The 26,428-nt window shown below is 43.5% G+C and carries 32 protein-coding genes and 1 tRNA gene; 17 read left to right on the top strand and 16 right to left on the bottom strand.

Features of this window, described 5'->3' with window-relative positions:
* Position 1: 1 nt before the first annotated feature.
* The 10 genes from ACTTJF_RS00965 to ACTTJF_RS00920 all read right to left on the bottom strand — a co-directional run bounded on the left by ACTTJF_RS00965 (position 2) and on the right by ACTTJF_RS00920 (position 9,825).
* Complete coding sequence (locus ACTTJF_RS00965) at positions 2-1,864, bottom strand: hypothetical protein (protein ID WP_442550358.1); 1,863 nt, start codon at positions 1,862-1,864, stop codon at positions 2-4.
* Positions 1,861-2,505 (bottom strand): hypothetical protein, encoded by a 645-nt coding sequence (locus ACTTJF_RS00960; RefSeq protein ID WP_442550357.1) that lies wholly within the window; start codon positions 2,503-2,505, stop codon positions 1,861-1,863. Before ACTTJF_RS00960 ends, ACTTJF_RS00965 begins: the two co-directional genes overlap by 4 nt.
* 2 nt (positions 2,506-2,507) lie before the next feature.
* Positions 2,508-3,434 (bottom strand): SU10 major capsid protein, encoded by a 927-nt coding sequence (locus tag ACTTJF_RS00955; RefSeq protein WP_442550356.1) that lies wholly within the window; start codon positions 3,432-3,434, stop codon positions 2,508-2,510.
* A 15-nt stretch (positions 3,435-3,449) separates the two neighbouring features.
* Positions 3,450-3,968, bottom strand: coding sequence for a hypothetical protein (locus ACTTJF_RS00950; protein WP_442550355.1), 519 nt, complete (start codon positions 3,966-3,968; stop codon positions 3,450-3,452).
* Positions 3,968-4,504, bottom strand: a complete 537-nt coding sequence (locus ACTTJF_RS00945) for a hypothetical protein (RefSeq protein WP_442550354.1) — start codon at positions 4,502-4,504, stop codon at positions 3,968-3,970. Before ACTTJF_RS00945 ends, ACTTJF_RS00950 begins: the two co-directional genes overlap by 1 nt.
* 178 nt (positions 4,505-4,682) lie before the next feature.
* A complete protein-coding gene (locus ACTTJF_RS00940) occupies positions 4,683-6,377 on the bottom strand; it encodes a portal protein (protein ID WP_442550353.1) in 1,695 nt (564 codons plus the stop codon).
* Positions 6,378-6,440: 63 nt separating this feature from the next.
* Positions 6,441-7,484, bottom strand: a complete 1,044-nt coding sequence (locus ACTTJF_RS00935; protein WP_442550352.1) for a hypothetical protein — start codon at positions 7,482-7,484, stop codon at positions 6,441-6,443.
* Positions 7,485-7,588: 104 nt separating this feature from the next.
* Positions 7,589-9,130: a restriction endonuclease gene (locus ACTTJF_RS00930; protein ID WP_442550351.1), complete on the bottom strand. Its 1,542-nt coding sequence runs from the start codon at positions 9,128-9,130 to the stop codon at positions 7,589-7,591.
* Between the two features lie 9 nt (positions 9,131-9,139).
* Positions 9,140-9,439, bottom strand: coding sequence for a hypothetical protein (locus tag ACTTJF_RS00925; protein WP_442550350.1), 300 nt, complete (start codon positions 9,437-9,439; stop codon positions 9,140-9,142).
* The gene (locus tag ACTTJF_RS00920) at positions 9,439-9,825 is read right to left on the bottom strand and encodes a helix-turn-helix domain-containing protein (protein WP_148820059.1); all 387 of its coding nucleotides are present in this window, start codon (positions 9,823-9,825) and stop codon (positions 9,439-9,441) included. The genes ACTTJF_RS00925 and ACTTJF_RS00920 overlap by 1 nt, the downstream gene beginning before the upstream one ends.
* Before the next feature lie 172 nt (positions 9,826-9,997).
* Between ACTTJF_RS00920 and ACTTJF_RS00915 the strand changes: the two genes are divergently transcribed.
* Both ACTTJF_RS00915 and ACTTJF_RS00910 read left to right on the top strand, forming a co-directional pair.
* The gene (locus ACTTJF_RS00915) at positions 9,998-10,261 is read left to right on the top strand and encodes a helix-turn-helix domain-containing protein (protein WP_442550349.1); all 264 of its coding nucleotides are present in this window, start codon (positions 9,998-10,000) and stop codon (positions 10,259-10,261) included.
* The gene (locus ACTTJF_RS00910) at positions 10,254-10,733 is read left to right on the top strand and encodes a hypothetical protein (protein ID WP_442550348.1); all 480 of its coding nucleotides are present in this window, start codon (positions 10,254-10,256) and stop codon (positions 10,731-10,733) included. The genes ACTTJF_RS00915 and ACTTJF_RS00910 overlap by 8 nt, the downstream gene beginning before the upstream one ends.
* Here ACTTJF_RS00910 and ACTTJF_RS00905 read toward each other — a convergent pair.
* The gene (locus ACTTJF_RS00905; RefSeq protein WP_442550347.1) at positions 10,730-10,921 is read right to left on the bottom strand and encodes a hypothetical protein; all 192 of its coding nucleotides are present in this window, start codon (positions 10,919-10,921) and stop codon (positions 10,730-10,732) included. The two genes, ACTTJF_RS00910 and ACTTJF_RS00905, sit on opposite strands and share 4 nt — an antisense overlap.
* Positions 10,922-11,125: 204 nt before the next feature.
* Between ACTTJF_RS00905 and ACTTJF_RS00900 the strand changes: the two genes are divergently transcribed.
* The 13 genes from ACTTJF_RS00900 to ACTTJF_RS00840 all read left to right on the top strand — a co-directional run bounded on the left by ACTTJF_RS00900 (position 11,126) and on the right by ACTTJF_RS00840 (position 19,622).
* Complete coding sequence (locus tag ACTTJF_RS00900; RefSeq protein ID WP_442550346.1) at positions 11,126-11,518, top strand: hypothetical protein; 393 nt, start codon at positions 11,126-11,128, stop codon at positions 11,516-11,518.
* The gene (locus tag ACTTJF_RS00895; protein WP_442550345.1) at positions 11,511-12,653 is read left to right on the top strand and encodes a DNA cytosine methyltransferase; all 1,143 of its coding nucleotides are present in this window, start codon (positions 11,511-11,513) and stop codon (positions 12,651-12,653) included. Before ACTTJF_RS00900 ends, ACTTJF_RS00895 begins: the two co-directional genes overlap by 8 nt.
* 8 nt (positions 12,654-12,661) lie before the next feature.
* Positions 12,662-15,577, top strand: coding sequence for a phage/plasmid primase, P4 family (locus ACTTJF_RS00890; protein WP_442550344.1), 2,916 nt, complete (start codon positions 12,662-12,664; stop codon positions 15,575-15,577).
* A 435-nt stretch (positions 15,578-16,012) separates the two neighbouring features.
* Positions 16,013-16,594 carry a hypothetical protein gene (locus ACTTJF_RS00885; protein ID WP_442550343.1) on the top strand — a complete coding sequence of 194 codons (582 nt, stop codon included), beginning with the start codon at positions 16,013-16,015 and terminating at the stop codon, positions 16,592-16,594.
* Positions 16,575-16,745 carry a hypothetical protein gene (locus tag ACTTJF_RS00880; protein ID WP_442550342.1) on the top strand — a complete coding sequence of 57 codons (171 nt, stop codon included), beginning with the start codon at positions 16,575-16,577 and terminating at the stop codon, positions 16,743-16,745. The genes ACTTJF_RS00885 and ACTTJF_RS00880 overlap by 20 nt, the downstream gene beginning before the upstream one ends.
* Positions 16,746-16,756: 11 nt before the next feature.
* Positions 16,757-16,957, top strand: coding sequence for a hypothetical protein (locus ACTTJF_RS00875; RefSeq protein WP_442550341.1), 201 nt, complete (start codon positions 16,757-16,759; stop codon positions 16,955-16,957).
* A 2-nt stretch (positions 16,958-16,959) separates the two neighbouring features.
* A complete protein-coding gene (locus ACTTJF_RS00870) occupies positions 16,960-17,328 on the top strand; it encodes a hypothetical protein (RefSeq protein WP_442550340.1) in 369 nt (122 codons plus the stop codon).
* A 13-nt stretch (positions 17,329-17,341) separates the two neighbouring features.
* Positions 17,342-18,139 (top strand): phosphoadenosine phosphosulfate reductase domain-containing protein, encoded by a 798-nt coding sequence (locus ACTTJF_RS00865; RefSeq protein WP_442550339.1) that lies wholly within the window; start codon positions 17,342-17,344, stop codon positions 18,137-18,139.
* A gap of 15 nt (positions 18,140-18,154) precedes the next feature.
* Positions 18,155-18,355, top strand: a complete 201-nt coding sequence (locus ACTTJF_RS00860) for a hypothetical protein (protein ID WP_442550338.1) — start codon at positions 18,155-18,157, stop codon at positions 18,353-18,355.
* A gap of 9 nt (positions 18,356-18,364) precedes the next feature.
* Complete coding sequence (locus tag ACTTJF_RS00855) at positions 18,365-18,748, top strand: hypothetical protein (RefSeq protein ID WP_442550337.1); 384 nt, start codon at positions 18,365-18,367, stop codon at positions 18,746-18,748.
* A gap of 14 nt (positions 18,749-18,762) precedes the next feature.
* Positions 18,763-18,975: a hypothetical protein gene (locus ACTTJF_RS00850; protein WP_442550336.1), complete on the top strand. Its 213-nt coding sequence runs from the start codon at positions 18,763-18,765 to the stop codon at positions 18,973-18,975.
* Positions 18,972-19,388 (top strand): hypothetical protein, encoded by a 417-nt coding sequence (locus tag ACTTJF_RS00845; RefSeq protein WP_442550335.1) that lies wholly within the window; start codon positions 18,972-18,974, stop codon positions 19,386-19,388. Before ACTTJF_RS00850 ends, ACTTJF_RS00845 begins: the two co-directional genes overlap by 4 nt.
* Positions 19,389-19,415: 27 nt before the next feature.
* The gene (locus ACTTJF_RS00840; RefSeq protein ID WP_442550334.1) at positions 19,416-19,622 is read left to right on the top strand and encodes a helix-turn-helix transcriptional regulator; all 207 of its coding nucleotides are present in this window, start codon (positions 19,416-19,418) and stop codon (positions 19,620-19,622) included.
* On the opposite strand, the gene ACTTJF_RS00835 is transcribed toward ACTTJF_RS00840, so the two are convergent.
* Positions 19,602-20,801, bottom strand: coding sequence for a tyrosine-type recombinase/integrase (locus tag ACTTJF_RS00835; RefSeq protein WP_442550333.1), 1,200 nt, complete (start codon positions 20,799-20,801; stop codon positions 19,602-19,604). The two genes, ACTTJF_RS00840 and ACTTJF_RS00835, sit on opposite strands and share 21 nt — an antisense overlap.
* A gap of 235 nt (positions 20,802-21,036) precedes the next feature.
* Positions 21,037-21,113: transfer RNA gene (locus ACTTJF_RS00830), tRNA-Ile, on the bottom strand.
* Positions 21,114-21,223: 110 nt separating this feature from the next.
* Between ACTTJF_RS00830 and ACTTJF_RS00825 the strand changes: the two genes are divergently transcribed.
* Both ACTTJF_RS00825 and ACTTJF_RS00820 read left to right on the top strand, forming a co-directional pair.
* A complete protein-coding gene (locus tag ACTTJF_RS00825) occupies positions 21,224-21,640 on the top strand; it encodes an SseB family protein (protein WP_442550332.1) in 417 nt (138 codons plus the stop codon).
* Between the two features lie 80 nt (positions 21,641-21,720).
* Positions 21,721-22,584, top strand: a complete 864-nt coding sequence (locus tag ACTTJF_RS00820; protein WP_442550331.1) for a CbrC family protein — start codon at positions 21,721-21,723, stop codon at positions 22,582-22,584.
* 328 nt (positions 22,585-22,912) lie between these two features.
* Here the strand turns inward: ACTTJF_RS00820 and ACTTJF_RS00815 are convergent, their stop codons facing one another.
* The 3 genes from ACTTJF_RS00815 to putP form a co-directional block, all read right to left on the bottom strand.
* Entirely contained in the window at positions 22,913-23,434 is a 522-nt protein-coding gene (locus ACTTJF_RS00815) for a hypothetical protein (protein ID WP_442550330.1), read from the bottom strand.
* A 179-nt stretch (positions 23,435-23,613) separates the two neighbouring features.
* Complete coding sequence (locus ACTTJF_RS00810) at positions 23,614-24,861, bottom strand: DUF2130 domain-containing protein (protein WP_442550329.1); 1,248 nt, start codon at positions 24,859-24,861, stop codon at positions 23,614-23,616.
* Positions 24,862-26,352, bottom strand: coding sequence for a sodium/proline symporter PutP (gene putP / locus ACTTJF_RS00805; protein WP_442550328.1), 1,491 nt, complete (start codon positions 26,350-26,352; stop codon positions 24,862-24,864).
* Between the last annotated feature and the right edge of the window lie 76 nt (positions 26,353-26,428).

Raw genomic sequence — 26,428 nt, 5'->3', positions numbered from 1 at the left:
TTTAATAGCCCTCCACCGTAAACACAATTTTCTCTGTTAGCTCTGCAGACACACTTCCGTCTGTTAGGGTTTTTAGTAGATCATTAAGCGCAAGAAACCCGCCATTTACCTCCTTGTACTCCTTATACGTTTCGTAGTACCATAAAAAAGAACAAATAAGTTTATTCTTTGGTTTTTTGGAAAAAACAGCATTTATTCTTAAAGGGTATTTTTTATAGAGTGCAGAGCTTTGTTGGAGCCTACCAAAACTATGGTTTCCCGAAGAGATCGCCCTGTCGGAATCTATAAAATAAGTATAATTTATAGTTAAGACACCGTTCGGAAAATCAATAGGTAAAGGTAAATGTATATATTGCGCATCAGATTGACCACCTGTTAATGTGCGTATTCTGTCTTTAGTTAAAATTGCTATTTGGGTTATATGCCCGTTAGCTCTTTTAATATATCCACCGTCCGCATTAAAAGAAACTATATCCCCGCCATTATTGCCCTCTTTTAGAACATACTTTTGATCAGCTGCCGTCTTTGTGAGATATTCAGCAAAGTTTGGCAACTCTGTTTTTTGTGCATAACTTTGTGCTGCAAGTCCACCTAGCTTAGCGCTATCACTAGCTTTTGCGGTCTTGCTTAGATAGTTATTGTCCGCATCAGTCTTTTTGATATATTCGCTCAAATTTACTTCAGTTTTTACAAGCTCTTTTAGCTTGCTAACACTAGCTTTTCTTACTAGCTCGCTTCCGTTTTCAGAGAAAAGTACGGTTGAGTTTACCGCTAAAGCCCCATCCTCTACCGTAGAGTTTAGATTTAATTTCTCGCTATTTATCGCTTTTGCGTATATGCTGCCGTCTTCGCTACGTTTTACGATCTTGTTTGCCGTAGCTTCGCTTGAGACGCTATCCGCCTTTACAAATGTACTAGCCGCATTCCCCTCAAGCATAGCGCTATCACTAGCCTTTTCGTTTTTGCCTAGCTTTGTTGCCAAAGATAAATTTACGTCATCTTTTTTTGCAAAGGTTTGCTCTATCTTTTTCATAGTCGGCAATCCCTCGATATTTGGTATTTCGCCTTTTTTCATATAGGTTTGCTCGGCTACTTCGGTTTTTAGAAAACCCGCGACGCTAGGTATCTCTATCTTTTTAGCATACGTCGTCTCGGCCGTAGCGGTATCCAGTTTGCCGCTCACGTCAGGGATGTCTTCTTTTTTAGCGTATGTTTGCTCTGCCGCTTCAGACGTGAGCAAATTTGCGGTATCGGGGATTTGCCCTTTTAACGCGTCAAGCTCGGCTTTAATCTTTACGCTTGAAAAAGTAGTCGTAGTAGCCGTTTGCGTATCGTTGATCACGCCTTGCAAAAGCAGCGTATTTATCTCGCCTTTGAGCGTTTCTAGCTCGGATTTTAGCGTCACCAGTTCGCCGTATTTGGCCTCAAAATCCTGCGAAGTTTGATCGAGCTTTGTCTGCCCCTGCGCTAGCTTCTCATTGAATTCGTCTATTTTTGCCGTGAGAGTAGGCAGTGCGTTTTCTAAAAGCTGCGCAGCTTGTTCGATCTTTGTTTTTATCTCCGGCAGATTTGTTAGCGCACCCTCTATTTTTGAGTATTTTTCATCAAAATTACTCATCTTCTCGCTAAAGCCGTCAAGCTTAGGCTTTGCTTCGTTATATGCGGCCAAAAGAGTGCTGAAGTCATTGTTTTCCAGATGTTCGCGCAGCTCTTTGAGATTTTGATTTATGAGAGTAGCTTTAGCGATGGTTTCTTTGAGCTCCGCAGTCGTAGTTTCTAGGATCGAAAAATTCGCCGCATTGGATTTTATCCAGTCAGCGAGGTCTAAAATCTCTCTACAAATTTGAGTGAATTCTTTACTCATGGTCTTATCCTTTTTTTCATTATTACGTCAAGTTCTTTCATATCGCGCCTATCTACGCCTTTGCCGTTTTGAAAATCGATAAAAAGATATACGAATTTTCTATACGACAAATTTTTAGTAGTCGAGATATTAGCCATCCAGTAGTCAAGTTTGTCCAAAAATGCCTCATCCCAAACGAAATGAGTATCAAGTGCGTAGTTGATATCGTAGGGTTTTGCCCAGCCGCGCGCCGCCAAGGCGTGATCTAGGTCGTAGCTGCGCTCGTCGAAGTTATTTATCTCATATCCACTAAGAGCTCGCAAGTACAAGTTTTTGTATTTGGCGATTTTTTGTATATCGCCGGTTCTTTTGCAGGCCATGCCGTACGCCAAAGCGTCGATAAGCTTTTCGTCAAGAAAATCTATCTCTCCGTCCTTCGCATCCAAGGGCGGCTTAAATTTCCTCACGAAATACTTATCGTCAAGGTGATATTCCGCCTCGAAGTCTAGGGTATCAAGCTCTATCATTTCAAGCGGCGTTACAGAGCGCATTATCTCCGCCGCCGTAACGCCCGCTAAGATTTTAAACTCTTCAAAGTCTGGCATCTTTATATCGCCGCGCGTATACACCGCCAACCTCTGCCTAAACTCCGAGACGGTCATCTTTATACCTTTAAATTTTTAAGCCAAGCAAATGCCACCGGCGTGCACACGCGGAGCGTAAGCTCGGTTAGTATTTCTTTTTTGATCTCGTCGTTCTCGGTAGGCAAGTCTTTTTTCTTCGTCATTCTCCAGTAAACTGCGTAAATATCCTCGGATCTATAGGCTATTATCTCGTTGTTAGCGAGCTCCGGCGACAAAAGTAGCTTTACATTCTCGCCGTATTGGGAGTTTATCGCCGTAACCTTGTCGTGCAGATATTCTACGGTGTAGTTGGCTTGCTTGTATTTATCGAGCAGATCCATCACTCTATCCATTTGTTTATCGGGCAAAAGTATAAAATCGTAAGGCAGACCCCTTAAATGTCCGATCTTAAGCAGATCTCTAATAAACTGCATAGACATATCCGCCCCTGTGGCGTCAAAGGTATTGGTCGCGGTAGTAAAGCTTTTTAGTCCGCCGAGTTTTCCTTCTTTTTTAACGCCGGTATTGACCCTTTGAACAGCAGCTTGATCGGAAAGCAGTATCTTTTCTAGCGTTTTTTTATGCCTGATCGCCTCCATCTCGCCGTTTTTGGTTAAGATCAAATTTCCGTCCACCCTTTTGCTATCCTCTTCCGTACCCGAAACGCCGTAAGTATTTTTTACGATTTGGTATTGGTTTTTTAGCTGTCCGCCGGTAGCGTATTTCAAAGCGGCAGGAGCGCCGCCCTCTAAGTGCGCGTTATCGGCTTCGCCGTCGGGCGTTTCATCGTAAAACCACGTGTGTCCGGCCGCCGCGTTCGTGCTCCTGTCTACCGGAGCGCCATTTTGGATAGACGTCAAAAACGGCGTCTGCTTCCACCCCATCTCTTTTATCGTGTTCCAAAACTCGGTGCCTCTTCTTCCGAAAGCCTCGTCGCTGGTCATTATTCCTTGTCTAACAATAGGCATCTTTTATCTCCTTTTTTAGTTAAAAATTTTGCTTAAATACGCGTATTTTTCGCTTTGGCTTATTTCGCCTTTGTTTATGCGTCTCATCATCTCCGATCTGTCGACGCCGCCGCCCGTTCCTCGCGCTATGTCGAATTCATCATCCGTCTGCTCCTGCGCCTTGCCGTGGAAAAATTTTAGATAGACGTTTTCAAACCCGACCGGATTGAGTAGCATATCGCCTGCGCCGGGATTTTTCTCATCGATTTCTAAAATTTTGTCCGTGATTTTTTTCATATCAAAATCCGGATAGCTCCTCCTGAAATCCGTCTCCATCTGCGAAAGTTGCGCAGCTTGACGCATTCTTTGAAAGTCCGCATACTCTTCTTTATTGAGTTTTACGGAGTCGTCAGGCTGCGCCGCCGCCCGCGCTTTGGCCTCCGCCTGCACCTGTGGCTTATCTGCTGCGGTTTTTACGGCCGCCTCGGCTTCTTGCGTTTGCGTCTCCTCTGCGGCCGCCAGCCCCTCTAAATCCTGATCGTATACGTCCGGCATTATTCGTTACCTCCTAAATTTAGACCTTGCGGCTCATTTGCCTTAGGCGCGTTATCAGCCTTGCTCTTCTCTGCTTTCTTGGCCGCCTCTTTTAGCTTTTTATTCTCGACTTCAAGTTTTTGAATTTCCTGCGTCAAAGTTAAATTTTCACCAGCTGCAGCGCTTATTTGGTCTTGTAAATTTGCGCACTCCTCTTTAAAACGCTCAGCCTCGCCTTTGGCCTCTAAAATTTCAGCCTTCAAGCGTTCGATCTCGTTTTTAGCTTTAGCCAGCTCGGGAGCGAGATTTTTCGCGCCAGACGCGGTTTGTTTCATCTCGGCCTCGGCTGCCTCGTTTTGCGGCATAGCTTCCCACTCTTGCTCGCCTATGATATTCACGGAGGCAAAGCCGCCCTCGCCTTTATCTCGCACCACCACGTCGCCGATACTCCCGCCGCTGATTTGCCCTTCGTCTTCGCCTTTTTTATAGACGCTAAGCCCGTTGCTAGCCATTGCCATGATAACGCCCAAAACCTCGTATTTGTCCCTATACGCCATGTCTGCTCCTTTAAAATTTTTATTATTTTATTTATCGCCGTCCTAAAAAACGTAAACTTTTTACTTCGCGGCGGAAATAAATCCCACCTTACGATGAAGGGCTTAGCCCTTTCAAAACCCCTAAAGCCCTGCCCTTGCGGCGGAGACCCGTTTTCGTCGCGACGGAAGCGCTGCATAGCTACACTCCGCCGTTTGCTAAAGCCGCCATCTCTATCTCCTCCTCACTCGGTTCTCTTTGCGCCTGTTCTTCTTGCTCCGCTTGCGCTTGTTCTATTTGTGCCTGCTCCATAGCCTGAGCTTGCGCCGCCTCCTGCATCGCCGACATCTGAGCCATAGCCTCGTCCACCTGCTCTATCGGCGCGTTTTCGCCCAGGATTAGAGTTAGTACCTCTTTGATTATTTCGCCCGTTATTTGCGGTGAGCTTATTTGATTTTGGGCTAGCACGCCCAGTAGCCCATTTAGTTGATTGATTTTTACTTCATTTGCTATCGTCGTGCCAAAATTTACCGAAACGTCAAAGTCTAGGCGGTTCGCCTTTCTTTGCGCAAGCGTGCCGATCACGTCTATCACGCTCTCGTCTTCGGTGATTTTTACGAATTCATCGTCGCTTACGAAGCGGTACAGCAGCTCTACGAAGTGCTGCGCGTAGCTTGAGAGCATAGTTTCTAGCAGAGTCTGCATCATGCTTTCTATTCTCATCGAGCTTGCGGCGTTCACCGTTTGTAGCGCACCCATAGCGCGGCGATCGCTCGGGCTGGTTTGACCGGTCATTACGCTATTTACGCCCGTAGCTATCTCGTACTCTTTGCCGAGCATATTTATCTCTTCGCTTAGCTGATACGTAGGCGGCGTCGGGAACGGCATTATCACGTCGCTCACTCTAGCGCCCATGTCCGTTTCCACCCTGATGACCTTTTTCCTCGCCATCACGTCGCTAACCGCCACCGCGCCCTTAGTTTTATCTACCACAAACGACGGATCTATCTGATTTTCGGTGATGTCGATTTTTTGATTACGCTTGATGTTGTATTCTTCTTGGATCTCTTTAACGATTTCCGGCACGCACGAGCCGTATACGGCGTTTTCGTTTTCGCGCATGCTCTCCTCGATGCTTGGCATCGCGTCTATACAGTAGCCGAAGTGAAACGGCAGAGTCGAAAATTTCGTCTCTCTTACCAAAAAATCATTAGCAAAGCTCTTTAGCTCCCACATCTGTCGGCCGTTTACGTAAATTTTTTTGTAGATATCCTTCATCTGCACCCTTTGGCTCCACTCTACCTTTGAGCCTAGGATGAGATCTTTGTCTTTACCTTTGTAAAATTTCGTTTTGATTTTCTCTTCGACCTGGCGCACGGATTGACGCCATTTGTAGCAGACGTATTCTATGTCGTTGATGTCGCTTGCGTATTTGTCAAAGGCTAGATCGGTGATAGGAATGAAGCGCGTAGCGATATCGCCTTGCTCTTTGTCGTAAAAAAGATTTACTATGCCCAGAGGCAGATATAGCGCGCTTAGTACGGCTTTGCTAAGCCCTACTCGGTGCTCTTTTTTCTTCCATCGGTTTTTGAGTACCGCCGTGAGCGCGTTTTGTAAGATTAGATCATCATCGCTTCTGCGCCCGACGCGGGTAATCTCGATCGGGCATCGATCGCTCATGAAGCTTGTTTTGAATATCGCATGTATGATAAAAACGGTGGTTTTGATTAGAGGGACATATAGTTTAGAACGGCTACGCTCGGAGTTTTTGAGCTTGCTAGTTCGCTTGTCGTCTTTGTATGTGGCGAGAAATGCCGCTTCGCATTTTAAAAATCTATCTTTGTGGACTTCAAGATCTTTAAAGGCTCTTTCGATTAAATCTAAATCGTTATCCATCTAAACTCTCCGCTTTTTTGCGGATAGTTTAGATTATGAGTTTCCTAAAAAACGTATAAATCGTTAATTTTTTGCGATATTAAGAATATTACTTATCTTGTCATGAAGCTTTTTTAGTAGCTCAAGAGGCAGCGCATCGACAATTCCTTCCAAAAAAGTCAAAGTTGGTATATTACCTCCGGATGAGCCTATTTTATCGCTAGGATTTATTTTTATAGCATCAAAAGTCATATCTAGTAGTTTTTGCCTTCTTTCTTCGTCTTCTTCTCCATCTTGCCTATACATTTCTTTTCTCCATCCTATATATGCAGTACTTAAAGATTCTTTATATCCATATTCTAATACTATTCTTTTATATTCAGATATCTGCTTTGTAGAGTAGTAAATAAAAAATCCGCTAAAAACCCAAAGTGGCAATACTTTTAAAAAACTATTAAAGCTAAACTCCCCTATTAAAGTTATTGAAAAGTAAACAAGGCACATAATAATAAAAGTTAAATTAGAGGCAATGAAAGTTATATGCCACCTACCCATATGCTTTTCAGCATCTTCTTTTTGTCGCCTAAAAGATTCTCCTAATTCTGCCGCCGCTATTCCGGGCAATATCTTTTTTGCATCCTCGAATACTTTATTACATTCTTCTTGCAAATTTTTACCCATATTTCGAATTTCTTCAGCCAATTCTTCAGCCTTGGACTTATTGTTCTCCATATCTTTTATAGTTTCATGTATTTTTTCAATACAATCCTTGTCACCATTAATTCCATATAAAACATTATGATATTCTTCAATTTTTTGTATTTTTTGTATTATTTGAGCGTCCATCAAATCATTTAAAATCAATTGTAGCGCATTGTGCTTATCTTCACTTTGTAGCAACTCATAAAACTGCATGAACTCAGGCGATTTAATAACGCAATTAACTCTATCCTGCAAAGATACTCCATTTACTTCTTTATTAATTACCCTATAGTCGTCCAATACTTCTTTTAAGGTCTTCACATCTTCTATATTTGCAACATTTAAAACAGACTCTAGCGCTTTTGCTTTATTTTCATCTTTCAGTATCTCCGAAATCCGATCTAAAATCTTTTTTTCTTCTTCCATTTTTTCTCCTTTGAAAATTTTATTTTTATATAGTTTTTTCCAAATTTTAGGCCTTACGGGTTTTTATCCTCCCCACAGCTCACGCCCACGGCTACGCCGACCCATCACACGCCGCCGTTTATTAACGCTTCCATTTCCGCATCATCCTCACTCGGTTCGTTTTGCTCTTTCGCCGCCTGAGTTTGCTGCGCCCCATGTATCGCCTTTAACTCTTTTTTTACGCCTCTAAAACCTAATTTTTCAGCCTCTTCTATGGTTTTTGCATAAAATTCGCCTCTATTTACGTTTATTTTTATGTAATCATACATTCCCGCGCCAGGCAAATGATATATTTTTTCTCCGCTATCATCGTTGATGTTGCATTTTATTTTTGGGTATTCGTTATCATATGGTAGTACGATATGCTCTATCTGTGTTTTTGCTAACCTTGCGCGCGCTTGTTCGTCGAGATTGTCATAGGCAGAATAAAGCCGAGCTACGACGTTTTTGTTCGGATTATCGGCCGTGCGCTCGTGTAAATTATCGTTTAATTGCCTTATCGTATTGCTGTGTATTTGGCTATCTTCCTTATACCATTTGCATTGTATTATTATGAGCTCTCGTCTTTTTGTTGCGATTATATCTATACCGTCGTCTTTTTTGCCCATCTTTATACCGTTATACTCTACTTTGTATCCGTTTGTCTCGTATAAATATCCTATGTATCTTTCATATCTCTTGCCTATCTCTTCAGGAGTTAAATTTGCAAGCTTATTTTCATAGTCAAATAGTACTTTTTGCTTATATAAAAAAGAGTTATACTCTTTTTTGCATTTTTCGCACTCATTTGGAAAAAAGAATGCTCCATATACCCCATGTTTACATTGTCCGCTGTATTTTTTCAACAAATCCCTATTGACACCCAATAGCACTCTAAATGTAAAAAGCTTTTGATGCAAAAAACCAATATTTAGATTCTTATCATTTTTAAAATCATAATATAACTTTTGCATAGATAATACGAAATCTTGATCGGAGCCCATTTTTCTAAAGAATAAAATTTTACTACCTTTATGCGTAAAAAAATTGATGTCTATTTTATCAAATTCATATTCTATATTTTTTATTTCCTCTAGTGTTTTTTTGACTTGCCAGGATATACGATTAATTTCTTTATAAAGATTATAAAAAATAACCAATTTATTTTTTAAAAAATCAGTATCCTCTGCCTCAATGTCCCTTATTTTTTCATAGTCTTTTTTTGCATTTAAATATTGATTTATTTTAAATTCTTCTATCTCAACTTGCTCTAGCGGTAGAGCCTTTTCTGGAATTAAATTACTTTCTATCCATTCACAGTATTGTGATATCTTTTTTTTAATATTATTATTTATAATTTGTTCTTTTTTTATATCTTCCTGAAAGCAACAATGTTCCAATGTCTCATATTTGTTTGTTGAATACTCAGATGGATTACATTCTACATTTCTACTATCTACCGCAATCGGTTCCTTTTCGTTTTCTTCTAAAATTTTGATTGACCTTACAATAAAAACACTGTTTAATAAATTTTCAAGATATCGCAACACGATATCTGCAACAAATAAGAGCCCAAAAAACGCAATAGTGCCCAAAAAGACCTTTAAGAGAGCGTCTTCAATATTCATGATATTAATTTATTGCAACTTAAAATTCTGATTATTGCCATCGCCAAACTGGTTAAAAGAATTTTCTATATTTATACCGCTTTTTATTCCGCTTCGCCGCATTGCCTCAGCCATCATTTCTATTTTATCTTCACGCTTTTGCTTTGCAAGCATATGTAAGCGCTGCCTATTTTTTCTTTTTCTTATTATGCCTAATATCCAAGATATAACAATAATACCAATCCAAAGGGCTACAAAATAATATGAGCTATTTGGATTTTCTGCCCTATAGTTCATGTAGTTAAAAAACCAATTAATAAGAGTCTCCATTATATTTCTCCTTTTGAGATTTTTTCTATTTTTTTTAGTTTTTCAATAAAACCGTTCAACATTTCAGCATTACCATATTTGTTAAACAACTCAACAAATTCCTGCATCATCTCATTGCTCTCTTTTGCTGGGCTATTAGAAATAATAGTTCCAAAATTTTGGCTGTTATTAAAACCAAACTGATTAAAAGAGCCTTTTACAAGTGCATCCATATTAACTCCTATTTTTTGTGCTATGTCTAGAATTTTGCTTTTTGGTATATTATTTCTACGTTTCCATGTATCTAATGTGCCATACGGAATATCTAAAGCCTCACACATTTGTTTATCTGTCTTTACCCCTAGCACCCCCTTTATTCTCGCTAAAACGGCTTCTAAATTTTCCATTTTTATCCCTTTTTTAAATTTTTGGCTGTATAATACTTGACATATAAGTCATATAAATGTATAATACGTTCAAATTAAGTCAAAGTATTTAATTTAACACTAAAATAAAATAAGCGTTAAATTAAAAGTTTTTACGAATTATAACAAAACTTTGGACTAAAAAGGATTATTTATGAGGCACAAACCTAACGAAGTTATCGTTCTTGCAAACGTGGGCGATAGGCTTGAGGGGGTAAGGTTGATTTTAGGATTAGAACAAAACCAAATTTGCGAGTTTTTAGGGGCTACGAAATACATCTTTAACGAGGTGCGTTTTGGCCGCAAGCTCATCCCCTACGAGTGGGTGGTAAAGCTCGCCGAAAAATATAACCTCAATCAAAACTGGATATATCAAAGACAAGGCGAAATTTTTAATAAAAGGAGAAGCGATGTCTGAGTTTGAAAAACAAGAAGCCGTAAGGTCGTTTTTAAAAACCGAGTTGGATAAATATAGGCTTGAGATTAGCGTCCTAGAAGCCAAACTAAAGGACGCGAACGAGCGAAAACAAACCGCCCATATTATCTACCCCGAGGTCGTGGGCGTAGAAACGAAAGACGCCAGAGTCTTCCTAGAAGACGCGTTAAAATGCGGCGAATTGCCGTCGAGCGACGTAATAACGCGGCTACTGGAGTTTATGGACGAGCTAGATGGCGCGGCGCAAACGAGTACCCGAACCGCGACCGAAGCGGAGACGAAAATGGGCGAAAAGCTCGCCGTTAAGTCTCCCGCGCTGTTCCTTTACGAGACGATAAAAGGCTTAAGCCATTTTACTCCGGTTACTAGAGAGGCCGTTATATGCGCCCTACAGGGATATTTTGTTACCGCCCCCGAGAACGAACGGGCACGGTGTTTCGGTCATTTTTCTTAAAGATAACCGTCCTCGTCCGAGGGCTGTTCGGTTTCTGGCTTGGGCGTGGCTTTTGGAAAAACTTCTGCCTTGATTTCGTTAAAGGTTTTGGCGATAAGTTGTGGAAGTTCTTTAGGCGAGGCGCCCTCAAAAGCGCCTTCTTGCGCAGCGAGCTTTACTAGCTCTAGGGTTATTTCGCATTGGTTCATTGTTTTAGCTCCTTTGGGTTGGATTTTGTTTTGCAGCCTGATTATATCCCAAAGGGGTTTAAAGAGTGAATTTAACAAAAAGGATGAGCGATGTCTGGAGTGTTTACCGTAACCGTTATCGCTATTGCGGTTTGTTCCTTCACTGGAGGAGCTATTTTGGCTTTAGCTGCAGCTGGGTTGTTCGCGCCCAAAGAGGACTAAGTTATGACTGCAACGAGAGATTATATCCGCGCGGATCACGCCTCTATTTTGCAAACTTGCAAGAAAAATCTGCAAAATTTGAGCTATATTGACCGAGATCATAACCGCCGTGACCGCTTCATGATTTACGAGCATGCCCTCTTCGTCAAACAAAACTACCTTTGTCCGCATTTTGACGAGGTAGCTGATTGGTATTACAAGGCTCTTGAATGCGCCGCCAGCGAAAGCGCGCTAGCGGACTACGTAGCCAAACATACGGGCAAAAACAAGGCCGCGATCTATTTCTATTTTAGGCGTTTTCGTTTCAAAAACCCCGATTTCGCACGCGAAGTCGTAGAAATTTTAAAAAAATTTATTAGAGAAAATAACCTTTTTGCGGAGCTTGACGATGAGTAGAATATCCCTCGCTACCCTCTTTTCAGGCATCGGCGCGCCAGAGTTTGCGGCTCGCGAAGTATTTAGCGGGGCCAAAACGATATTTGCCTGCGAGATAGACAAATTCGCACGTCAAAGCTATCTAGCTAATCACGACGCCCCGCTAGCTTTTTACGAGAACGTTTGCGATCTTGACGCCAAAGCCTACGCCGGGCAAATAGATATTTTGATAGGTGGCAGTCCTTGTCAAGACTTTTCAATCGCAGGCCAACGCGCGGGCGAGGACGGCGAGAGAGGCAATCTGATATGGCAGTTTTACCGCGTCGTTAGCGAGGCTCGCCCTAAGGTCTTTATCTACGAAAACGTCAAAGGGTTTTTATCTATCAACGGCGGCAAAAAATATGAAAGGTTTTTAGAGGTTTTGCGAGGGCTAGGCTATCATTGCCACGCGGAAATTTTAAACACCAAAGACTACGGTATACCGCAAAACAGAGAACGGCTTTATATCGTGGGCTTTTTAGATGCCCGCGAATACCACGCTTTTTCGCTAGCCCCTAAAACCGGCTGCGGACGGCTGGCTGATTTTTTGGATGCGAGCGTAGAGGAAAAATACTTTTTGAGCGATAGGGCTTTGGCGTATTTTCGCAGCAAACATTCAAAATTTAACGGCGCATTTCGCCCTAAAGACGCAAACGCGAATATCGCCAACACTCTCGCTACAAACCAGGGACACTGCAGGACAGATACTTTTATCAAGGTCGTCGGCGAGCTCGATATACCTACATTTAAAAGAGCAAGGCAAATTTATGATACAGACGGAGTGAGCCCAACACTATTGACGGCCAAGAACAATCAAGAAACGCCCAAAGTTATTCAAAGGTCAAGGGGGTTTAATAAAGGCGCCGAGTTTGAACTTTGCCTTACGATTAGCTCAAATAGCTTTGAGCAAAATAATCTACTAAAGAGCGAGCGCATACGCAAGCTAACCCCTGGGGAGTGTTTACGCCTGCAAGGCTTTCCTGAGAATTTTGAGATCGTCGTGAGTGATACGCAGGCATATAAGCAAGCTGGAAACGCAATGAGCGTAAACGTCGTAAAAATGATTTTAGAGCGGATAAAGCTCACAAAAAATAAAGAATTTAGACTGGTCGGATAGGCAAACATATGAGTGATAGTATTTTTCAAACGATAAAACAAACGGTGTCGAAACAAGACTTTAAGGATTTCATTCAAAGCGCTTATAACATTGAATTTAAAGGCGGCAACGCCTTTTGTCCGTTTCACGATCATAACAACGGCACCCCTAGCCTAGGCATAAACTCCGACGCTAGCGGCGCGTATTTCAAGTGCTTTGCTTGCAATACTAGCGGCGATATCGTGAGATTCGTCGAGCTAAAAGAGCAAATTTCGCCGCTTCAAGCGGCCAAAAGGGTTTGCGATCATTTCGGTATCCCAAATACTATCAACGCAAAAGAGATGACCGAAGAGGAAAAGAAGGCCTACGAGGCGCACCAAGCTCTGCTAAAAGCCGAAAATGAAGCTCGCATGAAAAAAGAAGCCGCCGAGCGCGCGAACAAGGAAGCCAAACTTAAATTTAGGTTGGCTAAAACCGCTCCGCAGCTCGTGGAAAATAAGTTAAAAAATTACGATTTGATCAAGGATCAAATTTCGGCCCTATTCCCGACGCCCAGCGATAGCTTTGACGCATATAGCCGCGAACTTATCGGCTATAGCTTTGAGCATAAAAGCCTGGCCATCATCATCAGAGACGCAGACGGCGCGCCCGTGAACGTAAAATATAGAGAGAAATTCTCTTACGATACGTATAAGGGAGAACTTTCAAACGAGCGAATGCCCGGCAAATGGATCGGCGAGAGCGGTGCACACGCTAGCCCGTTCCCGCTAAATTTCTATGCCGACTACAAAGGCGATAAAGTAGTTATTTGCGAAGGAGAAAAAGACGCGTTAAATTTGATGTGTTTTGGTATATGCGCTTTGACTCTGGGCGGCGTAACGGCGAGCTGGGAAGAATACAAAGAGCTTTTAAGAGACAAACACGTTTTTATCTGGTTCGATCATGACGAGGCGGGCTATGAAAACGCTATCAAGAAATTTTACGAACTAAAAGACGTCGCCAAAAGTATCCGCATCGTGCTCTTTTATATGATAGGCAAGAACTTTTCAAAAGGCTACGACATCAGCGATTATCTTTACGACTTCGCCTTTAAATTTCAGGACGCTAGCCCGCTAGATGTCGTAGCCTTTAGCTGCTTTGAACCGACTAACGTCGTCATTGACGAGATTTGTGAATACTTCCCGAACCTTTCGGCAAAGCTTGACAAATTTAAGCAAAACTTACCCATTAAAGAATTTCGCCAAATCAAAGCCGAGATAATGGCGCAAGATATCGAAGGCAACTTTATAAATATTTTTCCGGTCAAAGGCGAGCTGGACGACAAATACGTCGATGAAGTGCTAAACGCTGCTAAAGAGCTAGAAAGAAAAATGGGCGAGCGATACGAGGAATTTAAAAAAGCCTATATCCAAAGTTTCCTTTTGACCGAGCAAGAGGAGCAAAATTTCGAGCGTTTTTCAAAGGCTTTTAGCGACGCCTTCCGCATCAACAAAACTATGCGCACGAACTATCATCAAACGCACATCACAGATATGACGGCAAGTCTAAATCAAACGTTTTTAAAACTAGGTTGCCGCCTTGGCGAGTATAAAAAGAATTTGCACGTTTGGGCGAGTAATCACTTTATGCAAATCGATACCAATGCACTAGCCAAATTTATCCACACGCACTGGATGGCCGCGGCATACGTAGATAAGAAAAAGCAAAGCCGCGAAAACGTAAATAAAATCGTAGAGGACTTAACGAGCCTGTCGCTAAATTTAGACGAGATCAAAGCGCACGAGCCGCGCCGCGTTATAAATCTACTAAACGGCACGATCTTTATCAGCAAAAACGGCGTCATCACCTTTAAAGAAAAGCACGACTATAAAGATGCCGCGACGAATATCTTAAAATTTAACTACGACACATCGGCCAAATGCCCGAAGTGGACTAAGTTTTTGCGCGACATCATGAGCGACGAGGACGATATCAAAACGCTTATGGAGTTTATCGGCTACTGCTTTATGCCTAGCCATGAGTTTGAAAGCTTCTTGTTCCTCTACGGTAAAAGCGGCGCAAACGGCAAGAGCGTTATACTAGATACTATCCGAAACTTTTTCGGCGAGGATAACGTCTCGTCCCTTCAGCTTCAGCAGTTTGAAGGGCACCAGCTTTGCGCGCTTACGAATAAGCTCTTAAATATCGGCTCCGAGATCGACAAAAACGGTACCGATAAAGGCCAACTGGCAAATCTAAAAGCTATCGTCAGCACCAAAGACGCGATCACCATAAACCCAAAAAACGAAGAGCCTTATTCGCTGCTTCCTAGCGAGAAGCCTAAGCTTGCGTTTGCCGGTAACGAAAAGCCAAAAAGCGGCATCGATAACGGCGTATTTAGGCGCATGCTGCTTATAGTATTTGATAAAGAGGTAAAAGATAATCAAAAAATACGCGGCCTTAGCGATCGCTTCAGCGATGAGTTGGCGGGTATTTTTAATATGGCGCTCGAGGGGCTAAAGCGCCTCATTAAACAAAACAAATTTACGCGCTCTAAACGCATGCAAACCGAGCTAGAAGAGTATAGAGATAGCGTAAATCCACTTCGCACTTTCGTCAAAGACGCGATCGTTGCGGACGCTGATTATTTTGTGCCGTCGGTACCGCTTTATAAAATTTATCTAGCATACATGAACGACAAAGGTGGTAAACCTATAGCGCAAAAGAACTTCGCGCAGGCTTTGCGCGACGAGCTTACACTTGCGGGAATTAGCTGCTCTTACGGCCAAAAACGAATGCCGGTAAATTATGCAGGCGTCGGCGAGAGGCCTAGATGCTTTTTTGGGTTTAGGGTTAGCAGCGACAATCTCGACTTTGACAGCGTAAAGATAGAAAACGGTGGCGAAATCATAATAAATCAAATGAGCTATTATCAAGCAGGCGGAGCAAAATCCGATGAAAACTAATCTTTCTTTGCGGCTCACGATAATTTTAAATAAAAATATCTACAAAGCGTCCTATTTTAGGGCGTTTGATAGATGTTTTACATCTGGGGCGGCTCACTTCTGGCTCACAATTTTTATTTTTCTTGAGCCAATGAAAAGCCGTATTTTTGGGGCTTGGCGGGCTGTTGGCTCGCAATCTCGCCATTTTTGCCCCTATATCGGTTTGAAATCGTTTTTTGTTTTTCAAAAATTTTTTTCATAACCTATATATAAAAAAATGATGAGCCAAAGAGAATTCTTAAGCTATTAAACATCGGTAAAATCGGGTTTAACTGTTGGCTCACATTGTTTAACCTTATGAGCCAAAGAGTTTATAAGATTACGTATTTTAGGGGTTTGGGGCGGCTCACGATTTTTTGATAATCGTGAGCCATGCGAGACAGCAAAGGGAAAAACATGAAGCAGATGAACGAAACACAGCAAAAAGCCTTCGAGATATATCTTGATAGCGCGACGTTTGAAACGGACTATAAACCTATCAGCGAGGAGCAGCTAGCCGCCAAACTAGACGCTCTAGGGCTAAAAGGCTCTAGTAGCTCTATAAATCGCTGGAAAAAGGATTTTAACTGGGTGCAGGCCCTACAAAATAAAGTAACTCTAGCTATGAGCGAGGACAAGCAAACTAGAAATTTGTTACAAAAGTCAAGCCTCGAGACGGTGGTTAAAAACACCAAGGTAGATATCGAGCGAAACAACGTCTTGCTAGCGGCTAGCTACGAGATCATGGAAGGCGAGGCGCGCCGCATCGTAGCTAGGCAGCGAGAGACGGGCATGGTTAGCGCCGACGACTTTGAGCGAGCGAAATTTATCTCTACGCTTTCAGCCGGCAGAAGCGACAAGATGCTAGACCGTCTAGCTATCATGCCGCCCGAGGCTGTGTCGGCTCAGCAGATTTTGTCCCGCCTAAACAAGATCACGATCGAGGTTGAGGACGACGTTATCGATGCGGAGGTGCAAGATGAAAAAAGTAGCGATTAGGATTTACGACGCCGCCGGCGTGCCGCGCCGTGCTTTGGGCAGCTCCCCGTCTTTGGGGCGCACTTTGTTTATCCGCGGGGCTAAAAGGTTTTTAGCGGCCTTGGGGCTGGTTTTAGTTTTAGCGATATGTCAAAATTTAGCAAATTTATAAAGGAGAAAAAGATGGTTTTACCTATTTTAAAGATACGCCCTAGCGGCCAAAAACTCGTTTACGACGTTTTGATGCTGGACTTAGCGGCAAAGAGGGTTAAATTTATGCTAGACCCAAAAAAAGAGATGTCTATGGAACGCGCTATCGAGGACGGCGATGAGATATTCACGGATGCCGCGGCATCAAAAGAACGAAGCTTATTTGAGGAATAAATATGGAAGTTATTAAAATTTACGTCTGCAGCCCCTATTCTGCATTCGGTGATGACAAGAAAACGGCGCGCGACGTAGCCATCAAAGCTCTAGCCGAAGCCAACGAGTATTTTAACGGCGACGAGCGATACGAGCTTTTTAGCCCAGTGCTAAACAATGCGAGGTATAGGAACCTAGACTATGACGAAGTTATGCAAATTTGCCTAAAGCAGCTTGATAGCTGTGGCGCGATATTCGTACCTAGCCAGAAGTCTTGCAACCCCGACATCACACAAGATTCAAAAGGTATTTTAATGGAGATGAATCACGCTTTACTAAACGGCTATGCGATTTACGACCCGGGTGCGCTGTTTGGGGCGATCGAAATTTGAAGGGGGATGTGAGATGGTCCACATAGCAACACTCTCGGGCGGCAAAGACAGCACGGCGATAGTCGATATGCTCTTGCACCACGGACGCCCGTTGGACTACATCGTATTCAAAGACACGCTTCACGAGTTTGAGCCGATGTATCGCTACGTCGAGCGGCTATCTGAATACTTCAAAGCGCGCTACGACAAAGAAGTCGTCACGCTAAAACCTGAAATTTCGTTTGAGGATAGCGTATTTGGCAGGTTGGGCGAGAGAAGCGAAAAGAGGCAAGGCTGGATCAGAGGTCTTCCGATGCCTATCGGCTATCCCTGCACTTGGCGTAGAGAGGCAAAGAATCGCCCTTTTGAACGCTGGCTAAAAGGGCAAGGCATAACCGAGTATAAAATTTACATCGGCTTTACTACGTCTGAAATTCATAGAAAAATGGCGGGCGACGAGTTTTTATATCCGCTCATTGATGACTTTTGTATGAGTGAAACGGACTGTGCGGCGTATCTAAAAGAACGAGAGATGGAGAACCCGTTGTATAGATATTTCACTCGCACGGGTTGCTCTTTTTGTCCGGCTCAAAGCGATAGGAGCTTTTTCCAAGTCTGGAAACATTTTCCCAAAGATTGGGAGTATATAAAGCAGATTGAGGCAAAATTGTTTCAACTAGAAAAACAGGGCGAGCGCGTGCAAAACAAATACTGGTTTAGCGGACAAAGAACCTGCGCGGACATGGAAAAAGAATTCAAAAAAGCCGACAAGCAAAGCGGGCTGTTTGACTTCAGCGACGAACCGCTGAAAGATTGTTTTTGCAAAATCTAAAATTGAGGAGCGACTATGGAAGGACTAGAAGCGAAGCTAAAAGCGGCGCAAGAGGAAATTGCAAGGCTACGACGTAAAAAAGTAGTCTTGCCCTCGCGTGCGGCGGAAATATTGCGAAAAGTCAAAGAGAGCGCACAGGCAGCACTAAACGCCAAGACAATGACGTACAAAGATCGCCGACTGCGCGGCATAATAAGCCGTATCGGCAACCCATAAGGAGTTAATATGCAAAAACAACTAAACGAAATTTACAAACTGATACAAGAGCAAAAGCAAGAACAAAAACTAAGCACAGAAATTCAACGCGCGAGGCTAGTAAAAAATATATATGAAGAGGGGGCAAAATACTCTAGGGCACAAAACGATAGCGAGCGCGCATATGTTCTTTGTCGTATTGCCATATTTTTGATAAGCGCAATAGAAAAACCTCCTCTTGCTTGGGTTTCTTGCTCAGGCGTTGTAATTACGGCCATAATTAAGGATGCGATAAAATATGGGATAAATGACAGCGTTCTTATAGTGCTGGCAACAAGAGTATATTTGGCAATTGATAAACTCGGTTATAACCCGTACGCGCGCATATCAGAAAGTATCAAAGAAACTTTATAGTAAGGATTAGAAAAATGACGGCAGCCAAAGCAACAAGCACAGCCATACTCAGCTTTGCGGCTGAAGACTTAAGGGCGATCATCAGCGAGTTGGGCACGCTTGAAAAGCGGCTAGACGCTCTAAAGCTAAAAATAAATTTGGCCCTAGGATCAAATAGGGAGCCATACAAAGCTTGGATAGACGAGTTGCGAGAGATTAAAAATATAGTAGAAAGGATTAGAAAATGAATGCAAAAGGTGCTTCCGCAGAGGAAATATTTGGATTAGGATCTGAGGGAAATAAACTATTTAAGGAGAGTTTTATGTGTCTTGGTGACTTAAGAGGGGTGCTAACAAAATTAAGCCTCTTGGGGGACAGGATAAGCAAAATACAAACAAAAAATGCGCGCGTATCTTGCAACATCAGCCTTAATTGGGAGTTTGAGATCTATATCGTGCGCCGCCCTTTTATAGGCAGCCTATGCCGCTTCAAGCCTGAGAAGACAGGGCTTGTATTTGAAATAGATTTGGATGTTCCCGATCTAGAAGTAGATGAAATCTTAGAAAAACTCTTTGAAATTTTAAAGGCGCCAGAATTAAAAAACGCAGGCTTAGGCGCATATCTTGCTCGAGAAAAAAGGAGGTTTAATAGAGATGTTTAGATTATCGCGAAATTTAAAGGATGAGAAATGGCCCCGCTTTTACCCATAACCGACCCGATCACGACCAAACAAGCCTGCGAGCTTTTAAAGTGCAACGCCGTAACCCTGTGGCGCTACGTAAGAGACGGCAAGTTTAAAAAATACGCCCTAACGCGCAAAAACGTCCTTTACTCGCTTAGCGAGATTACGGCATTTATAAACTCATCGGTAGTTTTAGACGGCAAGTCCGTCTAAAAACTCCGCCCACCACTGCATCAGTCTTCTCATGTCGGCTAAATTTTCAGCCCTGTTATAAGCCTCTCTAACTTTATCCTTATCTTTGTGTGCGAGGCATCGCTCGATTATATCGGCATGCAGTCCGTGCTCGCTCCTTTTCTCGTTTGCTATCGTAGAAAACATCGCGCGAAACCCGTGAGAAACTATCTCGTCTTTGCCGTATCCCATACGTCTTAGTGCAGTATTTAGCGTGTTTTCGCTCATTGGACGGCTTTTGGCTAGCGCGCTTGGGAACAAATATCCGCCCGCACTCCCGCAAATTTTAACATAATCTTTCAGCAGCTTTACGACCGCATCCGATAGCGGCAGCCTAAAAGCCTCTTTCATTTTCATTTTGCCGGCTTTAATCGTCCAAATTTTAGCAGACAAATCAAACTCATCCCACTGTGCCGCTCTGATGTTAAACGGACGCGCAGCGGTATAGATAGCGAGTTTTAAAGCGACCTTGGTTTTTATATCGCCGCTATACCCGTCTACTGCGTCAAGCAGTGTGCGTATCTCGTTTTCGTCCGTTATAGTCGGGAAATTTTTAGGCTTGGCCGCTTTAAAAGCGTATTTGAAATTTATATCGGCGACGATGTTATGAGAGATTATCTCATAAGTTACGGCGTATCTGAAAATTTGATTTAGTAAAATAAATATGCGTTTTATCGTCTCTAAATTTCCAGCTTTTTCTATGATTTTTAAAACATCTATTATCTCGGCCGCCTTTATGCCTTCTAGTGGCCTGTCGCCCAGGTAAGGCGCGACGTGCTTATTAAATATCAAATTTTGCTTTTTTAGATAACCGGGCGATATGTTCGCCGATTTTATATCCAGCCATTTTGCGGCGATTTCATTTAATGTGTTTTCCCCGCTCCTCTTGCTTACGAGCGGATCGACACCATCCAATATCTGCGCGGCCAGCTCCCTACGCTTTTCTCTGGCCGCCGACAAGCTAAGGTCTGGGTAGTTTCCCAAGGCTATGCGCCGCATTTTTAGCGTGAGCGGGCTTTTGTATTCGAGTGCGAAAAATTTGCGTCCGCCGGGCTCGATAAAAATAAACAAATTTTGCCCGTCTGATTTTTTATAAATTTTATCCTTGGGTTTCAATGCTTTTATTGCCGTATCGGTTAGAGGGGGATTGATCTTTGGCATTTTTATCCTTTAAGCACTCGCAAGCCCCAAAAAATCAAGCTATGATTTTTTACGGACATTTTTTAGCGGACTAAATTTTTATCCCCTAAATTATCCGTAAAAAGTCCTTAAAAACAATTAAATCAATTTAAAATCATTGAAAGCCATTTAAATAAACAAAGTCTAACAAATATCGTATTTACCGTATTTTTTGTAAGGTTTTTAAAGCTATTGAAAGGGATTAAAATGTAAGCAATGGTGGGTTCACCAGGACTCGAACCTGGGACCATCCGGTTATGAGCCGGATGCTCTAACCAACTGAGCTATGAACCCGCCAGCTGAAGTGAGGTTGTGATTATAGCAACGCAAAGCTTATTTACTGCTAAATTTTGATTTAAAAACGCAAAAATGTATAATACGCCAAATTTAATCCAAGGCAAAAGATGAACAAAAATTTAAGCGATTTCATAGACGCATTTTTACTAGACGGCGGCGAGCAGAGCGAAAAGGCGCTAATCGCAGCGCTAAAAAAGACAGAATTTTTGGCTCCCGTACTCATAAACCAAGCCCTATCAAAACCAGACGGCAGCGCAGTTTACGAAGAAGAGGGCTCAAATATCAAATTTGTCTTACTAGAAGACGAGGAGAGCGGACTTAGCTACTTTCCGGCATTTTCCAGCAGAGCCGAGATGATGAGATGGCGAAACGACGCCGAGCAGGAGGCGATAAACCTGCGCCTAAAGGACTACGCCGCGATACTAGATGGCGCCGAAGGCAAATACGCAGGAGTCGTGATAGACGCGTTCTCGCATAGTTTGATTTTAGATCTTGCAAAGCTCAAAGCGATCTGCGCTGAGTAAAATTTGACCCAAAAATAGCAGGTCTACTCAGTAAAATTTAAAGATAATCCCGCACGCAACCGCAAATTTGAGGGGAGAAAATGGATAAATTAAAAGAAAAATATATCGCGCTTCAAAAGGCGTTTTGGGACTCAGACGGCGGTGCAGCGAGCATTTTGGCGCTGTATGAGTTCAAGGACGAGCTCGAAAAATGCGGCGAAAAAGAGGCAAAGCTCGTGCTAGTCGACGTTTACGAACTGCTGGAGCTCAAAAAGAGCGCCTGCGAGCTACTCGGCAAAATTTGCGATCCGAAGGACAAAAAGCAGCTCAAAAAGCTCGGCTATCTAAAGCAGTATGCGCAAAACGGCGACGCGGGAGCGATAAAGCGCCCAAAAACCGCGAGCGAAGCCGCACGCCAAAGCAAAAAGCTAAAAAGTCTACCTCATTTTCGCTACCACCCGGATCCCTTTAAAACAGGTGCGTTTAAGGACGACGCGAGCGTGGTTTGCGAGTGCTGCGAGCAGGCGACGGACGTGTATTATTGCGGTAGCGTTTACAGCACGGCGGACGTGAACTACCTCTGTCCGCACTGCATCGCTAGCGGCGCGGCGGCGGCAAAATTTGACGCCAGCTTCATCCAGGATGCCGATCCTCTGTCGCCTAGCACTTCGGACGCGCAGGCTAAAACCGAGGAGCTGTTTAAAAGGACGCCAGGATATTTTAGCTGGCAGGGGGAGCACTGGCTTGCTTGTTGCGACGATTACTGCGAGTTTTTGGGCGGCGTGGGTACGAAGGAGCTGCAGGATTTGGGCATAGCGGAGGAGGTGCTTGCAGACTACGCCCTGCGCGGCGAATTTGCGGTAGAGGACGTGCGTGATTACCTCGTCGCGAGCGGCGATATGGCGGGCTATCTGTTTCGCTGCATCCGCTGCGGCAAGTATAAAATTTATGTCGATGCGAGCTGAATTTAAGGCTAAATTTGAAAAATTTTACTCGCCCGGACTTGCATCTTGAAGACCCTAAATTTAGTTTGTTAAAATTTGACGTTATTTTGCTTTTATGTTGAGGGGTTTAAACTGCGCCATGCTTGGCGGTTGCAAGCGTAGCAGTCTCCTCTTGCTTGCAGGCTGCCTTAAGCGGTAGCGAACGCAGTGAAGCTAAAGTAGAACTTCGCTGGCTTTTTAAATTTTGGCCGAATCAAATTTGTAGATTTAGCCCCGTTGCAAATTTAAAATATGTAGCGCGGCGGCACACCGAACCAGTGCTTAATCAATATGCTTTTGCGTACTTGCACTATTTTATTAATTTCCTTATCGCATAGCTCTTGGCGAATCCATACGCTCCGCTACCTAAATCAAATTTAAAATCTTCATTAAGCGAGATATCGTAAATAGCGCTCATCGCAGTTTTAAAATTTACATCATCCTCGACAAATAAAAAATACAAAAACTTTTTATTTTTATAAAAGACGATTACGGGATGATATCCGAATGCATAAATTGTATAGAAATATGATATTTCCTCTTTTTTTGTTTTTATATTATTTCCAGTAATAAAATTTTGATTGGTAATATATATGCACCGTCTTTTATAATTTAATATCTCGCAATACATAATGTAAAATAGAAAAATTGAAACGGCGGATATGGCAATCATAGACAAGATACTACCGTCTATGATATTAAACAAAACGAATAACAAAAACATGCAAATAAACATCCTAACGACAAAAAAAGAATTTGTACTTTGATAGCAATACAGAACCTTCTCATCGTCATCAAGCCCGGCACCTTTAGGCAAATCATAATCACTCAAATTTGAGCCTTTCGTTTTTAAATTTTAGCAGAGTTAAATTTGCAAATTTAGCAGAATATGAGACAAATATTCCGGACAGAATAGGCGTAGTTTAAATAAATTTTTCTTACCCGCAAAGGAGCGGACTAGTCGTCCGTGACTGAAGCGGTCGTAAAAAAATTTATTCTAAAATCCGCCGTTTACGGGGAATCAAAATCGCCCGCATCAAACCCCAGCTCCAGCGTCCTTATCTCCCCTATCGCATTTCCCGCGATCCCCTTTATCGAGCCAAACATTTCGATCGCGTTGTCGCGCACCTTTTCTATCTGTTTTTCGCGGCTCTTCCAGATGCGTTTCATCGCGTTTTTCTCGCGCTCTAGCTCCTCGCTCATCGCAGAAAAGCCCTCCACGATAGCCTCGATGCGCATCTTAAACTCGTTGCTAACTAGATACGAGTAGAGCATCTCCATCTTGTTTGAGCGGTTTTGTGCAGAGTTCCTAGCGAAATTTAGCTCCACAATGCCCTGCCTTAGCACAAAGCAAAGCGCCTTAAACTCCTCGTAGTTGCACACCCATACGCCGTCAACCAGCCCCATGCGCTCCAGCTCCCGCGGCCGCGCCTCGCTAACGAGTACTCCGACGTCGGCGCCCGAGGCACGCATATCGGCCTTAAATTTTTCTATCCATTCGTTTGAGAAATTTTTCGTGCGCTTACTCTCGTAGTAAATTTTGCCGCAGTTTTGCGCCTCGCGGGTGTTTACGATCTGCATCACGTCCGCGCCGTTTGCGCCCTTTTTGACCTCGTCTATGACGTCAAATACGAACTTCTCCCGCAGCCACGCCTCGATGGCAAGCTCTTGCGTCTCGCCTTGGAGTTGCTCGCTGCCCTGCTCTATGCGCCTTTGCGCCTCGTTTAGCTGCTTTTTTAGCGCTTCTAGCTGCTCGTCTTTTTGCTTAAATTTTAGCTCGTTTTGCTCGGCCAAAGCCTTGCCTAGCCGCTCTTTTTCCTCGTTTAGGCGCTTGCTTAGCTCAGCCTCGGTTTTAGCCATCAGCGCGCTTTCAAACTCGCTCTTTTCGCGCTTTAGCTTTTCTATTTCAAGCGTCTTTAAATTTAGCTCGTTTATCTGCTTTGACTTGGCTTCAAGCTCGTTTTTTAGGGCATTTACTATGTTTAAATTTTCGCCCTCGAGTTTTGCTTTTATTTCGTTTTCAAGCTCTGTTTTTTTAGCGTTTAAGGCTGCTGCAAATTTAGCGTCGAATTCTTTTTCCTTCGCGTTTAAGGCGTCCAAATGCGCCTTGTATTCGGCCCTTTTAGTTTCGATCTCTTTGTCGAAATCTCGCCTGGCTGCCGCCATTTTTTGCTTCATTTCAAGCTCAAGCTCGGTTTTTAGAGCCAAATTTACATCGACCTCGGCGCCACAATTACCGCATTTTACGCTACTTTGCATTTACAGCCTCGTTTTCATTTTTTCAAATTCGTCCTGCACGGTGGCCGAGTTTGGCTCGTTGCTCATCTTATCTATCGCGTCGCCGTAGAGGCTGGTGAGATAAATCACGACGCAAGAAACCGCAAAGCCCGGCAATATCTCGTAAACGTAAGAATTTAGCCCAAGCGCTATCCAAGCAATCACCGTCGCTCCGCCCGTTATCATACCCAGCAAGGCCGCTAGCGCGCTCATCCTGCGCCAATAAAGACTAAAAAGCAGCACCGGCCCAAAGCTCGCGCCAAAACCGGCCCACGCGTAGCCCACGACGTTTAGCACGCTTTCGTTAAAGCTAAAAGCAAGCGCGGTAGCCACTAGCGCGACGGCCACGACGGCGTATCTGCCCGCGGCGACCTGAGCTTTTTGCGAGATTTCTTTTTTATAAAAGGCAAACACGAAGTCCTGCGTCACCGAGCTTGCGCTAACCAAAAGCTGGCTAGAGATCGTGCTCATGATGGCTGAAAGCACGGCCGAGATGATGATACCCACGAAAAACGGATGAAACAGCGTCTCGCCAAGCTGCAAAAAGACCTTTTCGGGGTCTGCTAGAGGCAAATTTAACTCGCTGTAATACACAAAGCCGATAAGCCCGCTCATTATCGCTCCAGCTAAGCCTATCGCCATCCAGCCGATACCGATGCGGCGCGCTTGGGCTAGCTCTTTTGAGCTTCGTATCGCCATAAATCTCACGATGATATGCGGCTGCCCGAAATATCCAAGTCCCCACGCCATGAGTCCTAGGATGCTTAAAAAAGTCTGGCCGTAAAAGACGTTTAGGTGATTTTTGCCGTATTTTGCCACCTCGCTCCAAAATGTAGCGCCGTCAGGTAAATTTAGATTACAAAACGCCACTATCGGCACGGCGACTAGAACCAAAAACATCAGCGTACCCTGAAACGCGTCCGTGATGCAAACCGCGCGAAATCCGCCGAAAAACGTGTAAAAAACTACGATAGCCAGCGTAAAGATTGCGCCGAATTTAAAATCCAAGCCAAAAAAGCTCTCAAAGCTCTTGCCGCCCGCGATTATGCCGCTGCTCACGTATAGCGTGAAAAATATCAAAATCAAAAGCCCTGAGACTATGCGTAAAATTTTAGTCTCGTCCTTGAAGCGATTTTGTAAAAAATCTGGGATCGTGATGCTGTCGCTGGCAACCTCGGTATAAACGCGCAGGCGCTTTGCTAAAAAGAGGTAATTACAATACGCGCCGATAACTAGCCCCAAAACCATCCAAATCGTAGCAAGCCCGGTGGCATATAGCGCGCCCGGCACGCCAAGCAGCATCCAGCCGCTCATGTCGCTAGCTCCCGCGCTTAGCGCCGTAACTACGGGCCCTAGGCGGCGATTATCGAGCAGGTATTCGCCCATATTGGCGTTTTTGTTATACGAGTATCGCCCCACGAAAAGCAAAAATCCAAAATACAGCGCGATGGCGATATAGCGAGCGTAATCCATAAATTTCCCTCGGGTTTTAAATTTGAGTTACGATAATATGATAAATTTGTTTAAAAGATAATTTTTTCGCGTAAAA

It is taken from the genome of Campylobacter sp., assembly GCF_052170435.1.
Taxonomy (GTDB): Bacteria; Campylobacterota; Campylobacteria; order Campylobacterales; family Campylobacteraceae; genus Campylobacter_A.
The sequence above is the reverse complement of the archived record's forward strand: the minus strand, read 5'-3'. Positions and strand labels throughout refer to the sequence as shown.

Bases quoted from the DNA above. Each gene is read 5' to 3' on its own strand.
- ACTTJF_RS00965 (WP_442550358.1), bottom strand. From the start codon at position 1,864: ATGAGTAAAGAATTCACTCAAATTTGTAGAGAGATTTTAGACCTCGCT.
- ACTTJF_RS00960 (WP_442550357.1), bottom strand. From the start codon at position 2,505: ATGACCGTCTCGGAGTTTAGGCAGAGGTTGGCGGTGTATACGCGCGGC.
- ACTTJF_RS00955 (WP_442550356.1), bottom strand. From the start codon at position 3,434: ATGCCTATTGTTAGACAAGGAATAATGACCAGCGACGAGGCTTTCGGA.
- ACTTJF_RS00950 (WP_442550355.1), bottom strand. From the start codon at position 3,968: ATGCCGGACGTATACGATCAGGATTTAGAGGGGCTGGCGGCCGCAGAG.
- ACTTJF_RS00945 (WP_442550354.1), bottom strand. From the start codon at position 4,504: ATGGCGTATAGGGACAAATACGAGGTTTTGGGCGTTATCATGGCAATG.
- ACTTJF_RS00940 (WP_442550353.1), bottom strand. From the start codon at position 6,377: ATGGATAACGATTTAGATTTAATCGAAAGAGCCTTTAAAGATCTTGAA.
- ACTTJF_RS00935 (WP_442550352.1), bottom strand. From the start codon at position 7,484: ATGGAAGAAGAAAAAAAGATTTTAGATCGGATTTCGGAGATACTGAAA.
- ACTTJF_RS00930 (WP_442550351.1), bottom strand. From the start codon at position 9,130: ATGAATATTGAAGACGCTCTCTTAAAGGTCTTTTTGGGCACTATTGCG.
- ACTTJF_RS00925 (WP_442550350.1), bottom strand. From the start codon at position 9,439: ATGGAGACTCTTATTAATTGGTTTTTTAACTACATGAACTATAGGGCA.
- ACTTJF_RS00920 (WP_148820059.1), bottom strand. From the start codon at position 9,825: ATGGAAAATTTAGAAGCCGTTTTAGCGAGAATAAAGGGGGTGCTAGGG.
- ACTTJF_RS00915 (WP_442550349.1), top strand. From the start codon at position 9,998: ATGAGGCACAAACCTAACGAAGTTATCGTTCTTGCAAACGTGGGCGAT.
- ACTTJF_RS00910 (WP_442550348.1), top strand. From the start codon at position 10,254: ATGTCTGAGTTTGAAAAACAAGAAGCCGTAAGGTCGTTTTTAAAAACC.
- ACTTJF_RS00905 (WP_442550347.1), bottom strand. From the start codon at position 10,921: ATGAACCAATGCGAAATAACCCTAGAGCTAGTAAAGCTCGCTGCGCAA.
- ACTTJF_RS00900 (WP_442550346.1), top strand. From the start codon at position 11,126: ATGACTGCAACGAGAGATTATATCCGCGCGGATCACGCCTCTATTTTG.
- ACTTJF_RS00895 (WP_442550345.1), top strand. From the start codon at position 11,511: ATGAGTAGAATATCCCTCGCTACCCTCTTTTCAGGCATCGGCGCGCCA.
- ACTTJF_RS00890 (WP_442550344.1), top strand. From the start codon at position 12,662: ATGAGTGATAGTATTTTTCAAACGATAAAACAAACGGTGTCGAAACAA.
- ACTTJF_RS00885 (WP_442550343.1), top strand. From the start codon at position 16,013: ATGAAGCAGATGAACGAAACACAGCAAAAAGCCTTCGAGATATATCTT.
- ACTTJF_RS00880 (WP_442550342.1), top strand. From the start codon at position 16,575: ATGAAAAAAGTAGCGATTAGGATTTACGACGCCGCCGGCGTGCCGCGC.
- ACTTJF_RS00875 (WP_442550341.1), top strand. From the start codon at position 16,757: ATGGTTTTACCTATTTTAAAGATACGCCCTAGCGGCCAAAAACTCGTT.
- ACTTJF_RS00870 (WP_442550340.1), top strand. From the start codon at position 16,960: ATGGAAGTTATTAAAATTTACGTCTGCAGCCCCTATTCTGCATTCGGT.
- ACTTJF_RS00865 (WP_442550339.1), top strand. From the start codon at position 17,342: ATGGTCCACATAGCAACACTCTCGGGCGGCAAAGACAGCACGGCGATA.
- ACTTJF_RS00860 (WP_442550338.1), top strand. From the start codon at position 18,155: ATGGAAGGACTAGAAGCGAAGCTAAAAGCGGCGCAAGAGGAAATTGCA.
- ACTTJF_RS00855 (WP_442550337.1), top strand. From the start codon at position 18,365: ATGCAAAAACAACTAAACGAAATTTACAAACTGATACAAGAGCAAAAG.
- ACTTJF_RS00850 (WP_442550336.1), top strand. From the start codon at position 18,763: ATGACGGCAGCCAAAGCAACAAGCACAGCCATACTCAGCTTTGCGGCT.
- ACTTJF_RS00845 (WP_442550335.1), top strand. From the start codon at position 18,972: ATGAATGCAAAAGGTGCTTCCGCAGAGGAAATATTTGGATTAGGATCT.
- ACTTJF_RS00840 (WP_442550334.1), top strand. From the start codon at position 19,416: ATGGCCCCGCTTTTACCCATAACCGACCCGATCACGACCAAACAAGCC.
- ACTTJF_RS00835 (WP_442550333.1), bottom strand. From the start codon at position 20,801: ATGCCAAAGATCAATCCCCCTCTAACCGATACGGCAATAAAAGCATTG.
- ACTTJF_RS00825 (WP_442550332.1), top strand. From the start codon at position 21,224: ATGAACAAAAATTTAAGCGATTTCATAGACGCATTTTTACTAGACGGC.
- ACTTJF_RS00820 (WP_442550331.1), top strand. From the start codon at position 21,721: ATGGATAAATTAAAAGAAAAATATATCGCGCTTCAAAAGGCGTTTTGG.
- ACTTJF_RS00810 (WP_442550329.1), bottom strand. From the start codon at position 24,861: ATGCAAAGTAGCGTAAAATGCGGTAATTGTGGCGCCGAGGTCGATGTA.
- putP (WP_442550328.1), bottom strand. From the start codon at position 26,352: ATGGATTACGCTCGCTATATCGCCATCGCGCTGTATTTTGGATTTTTG.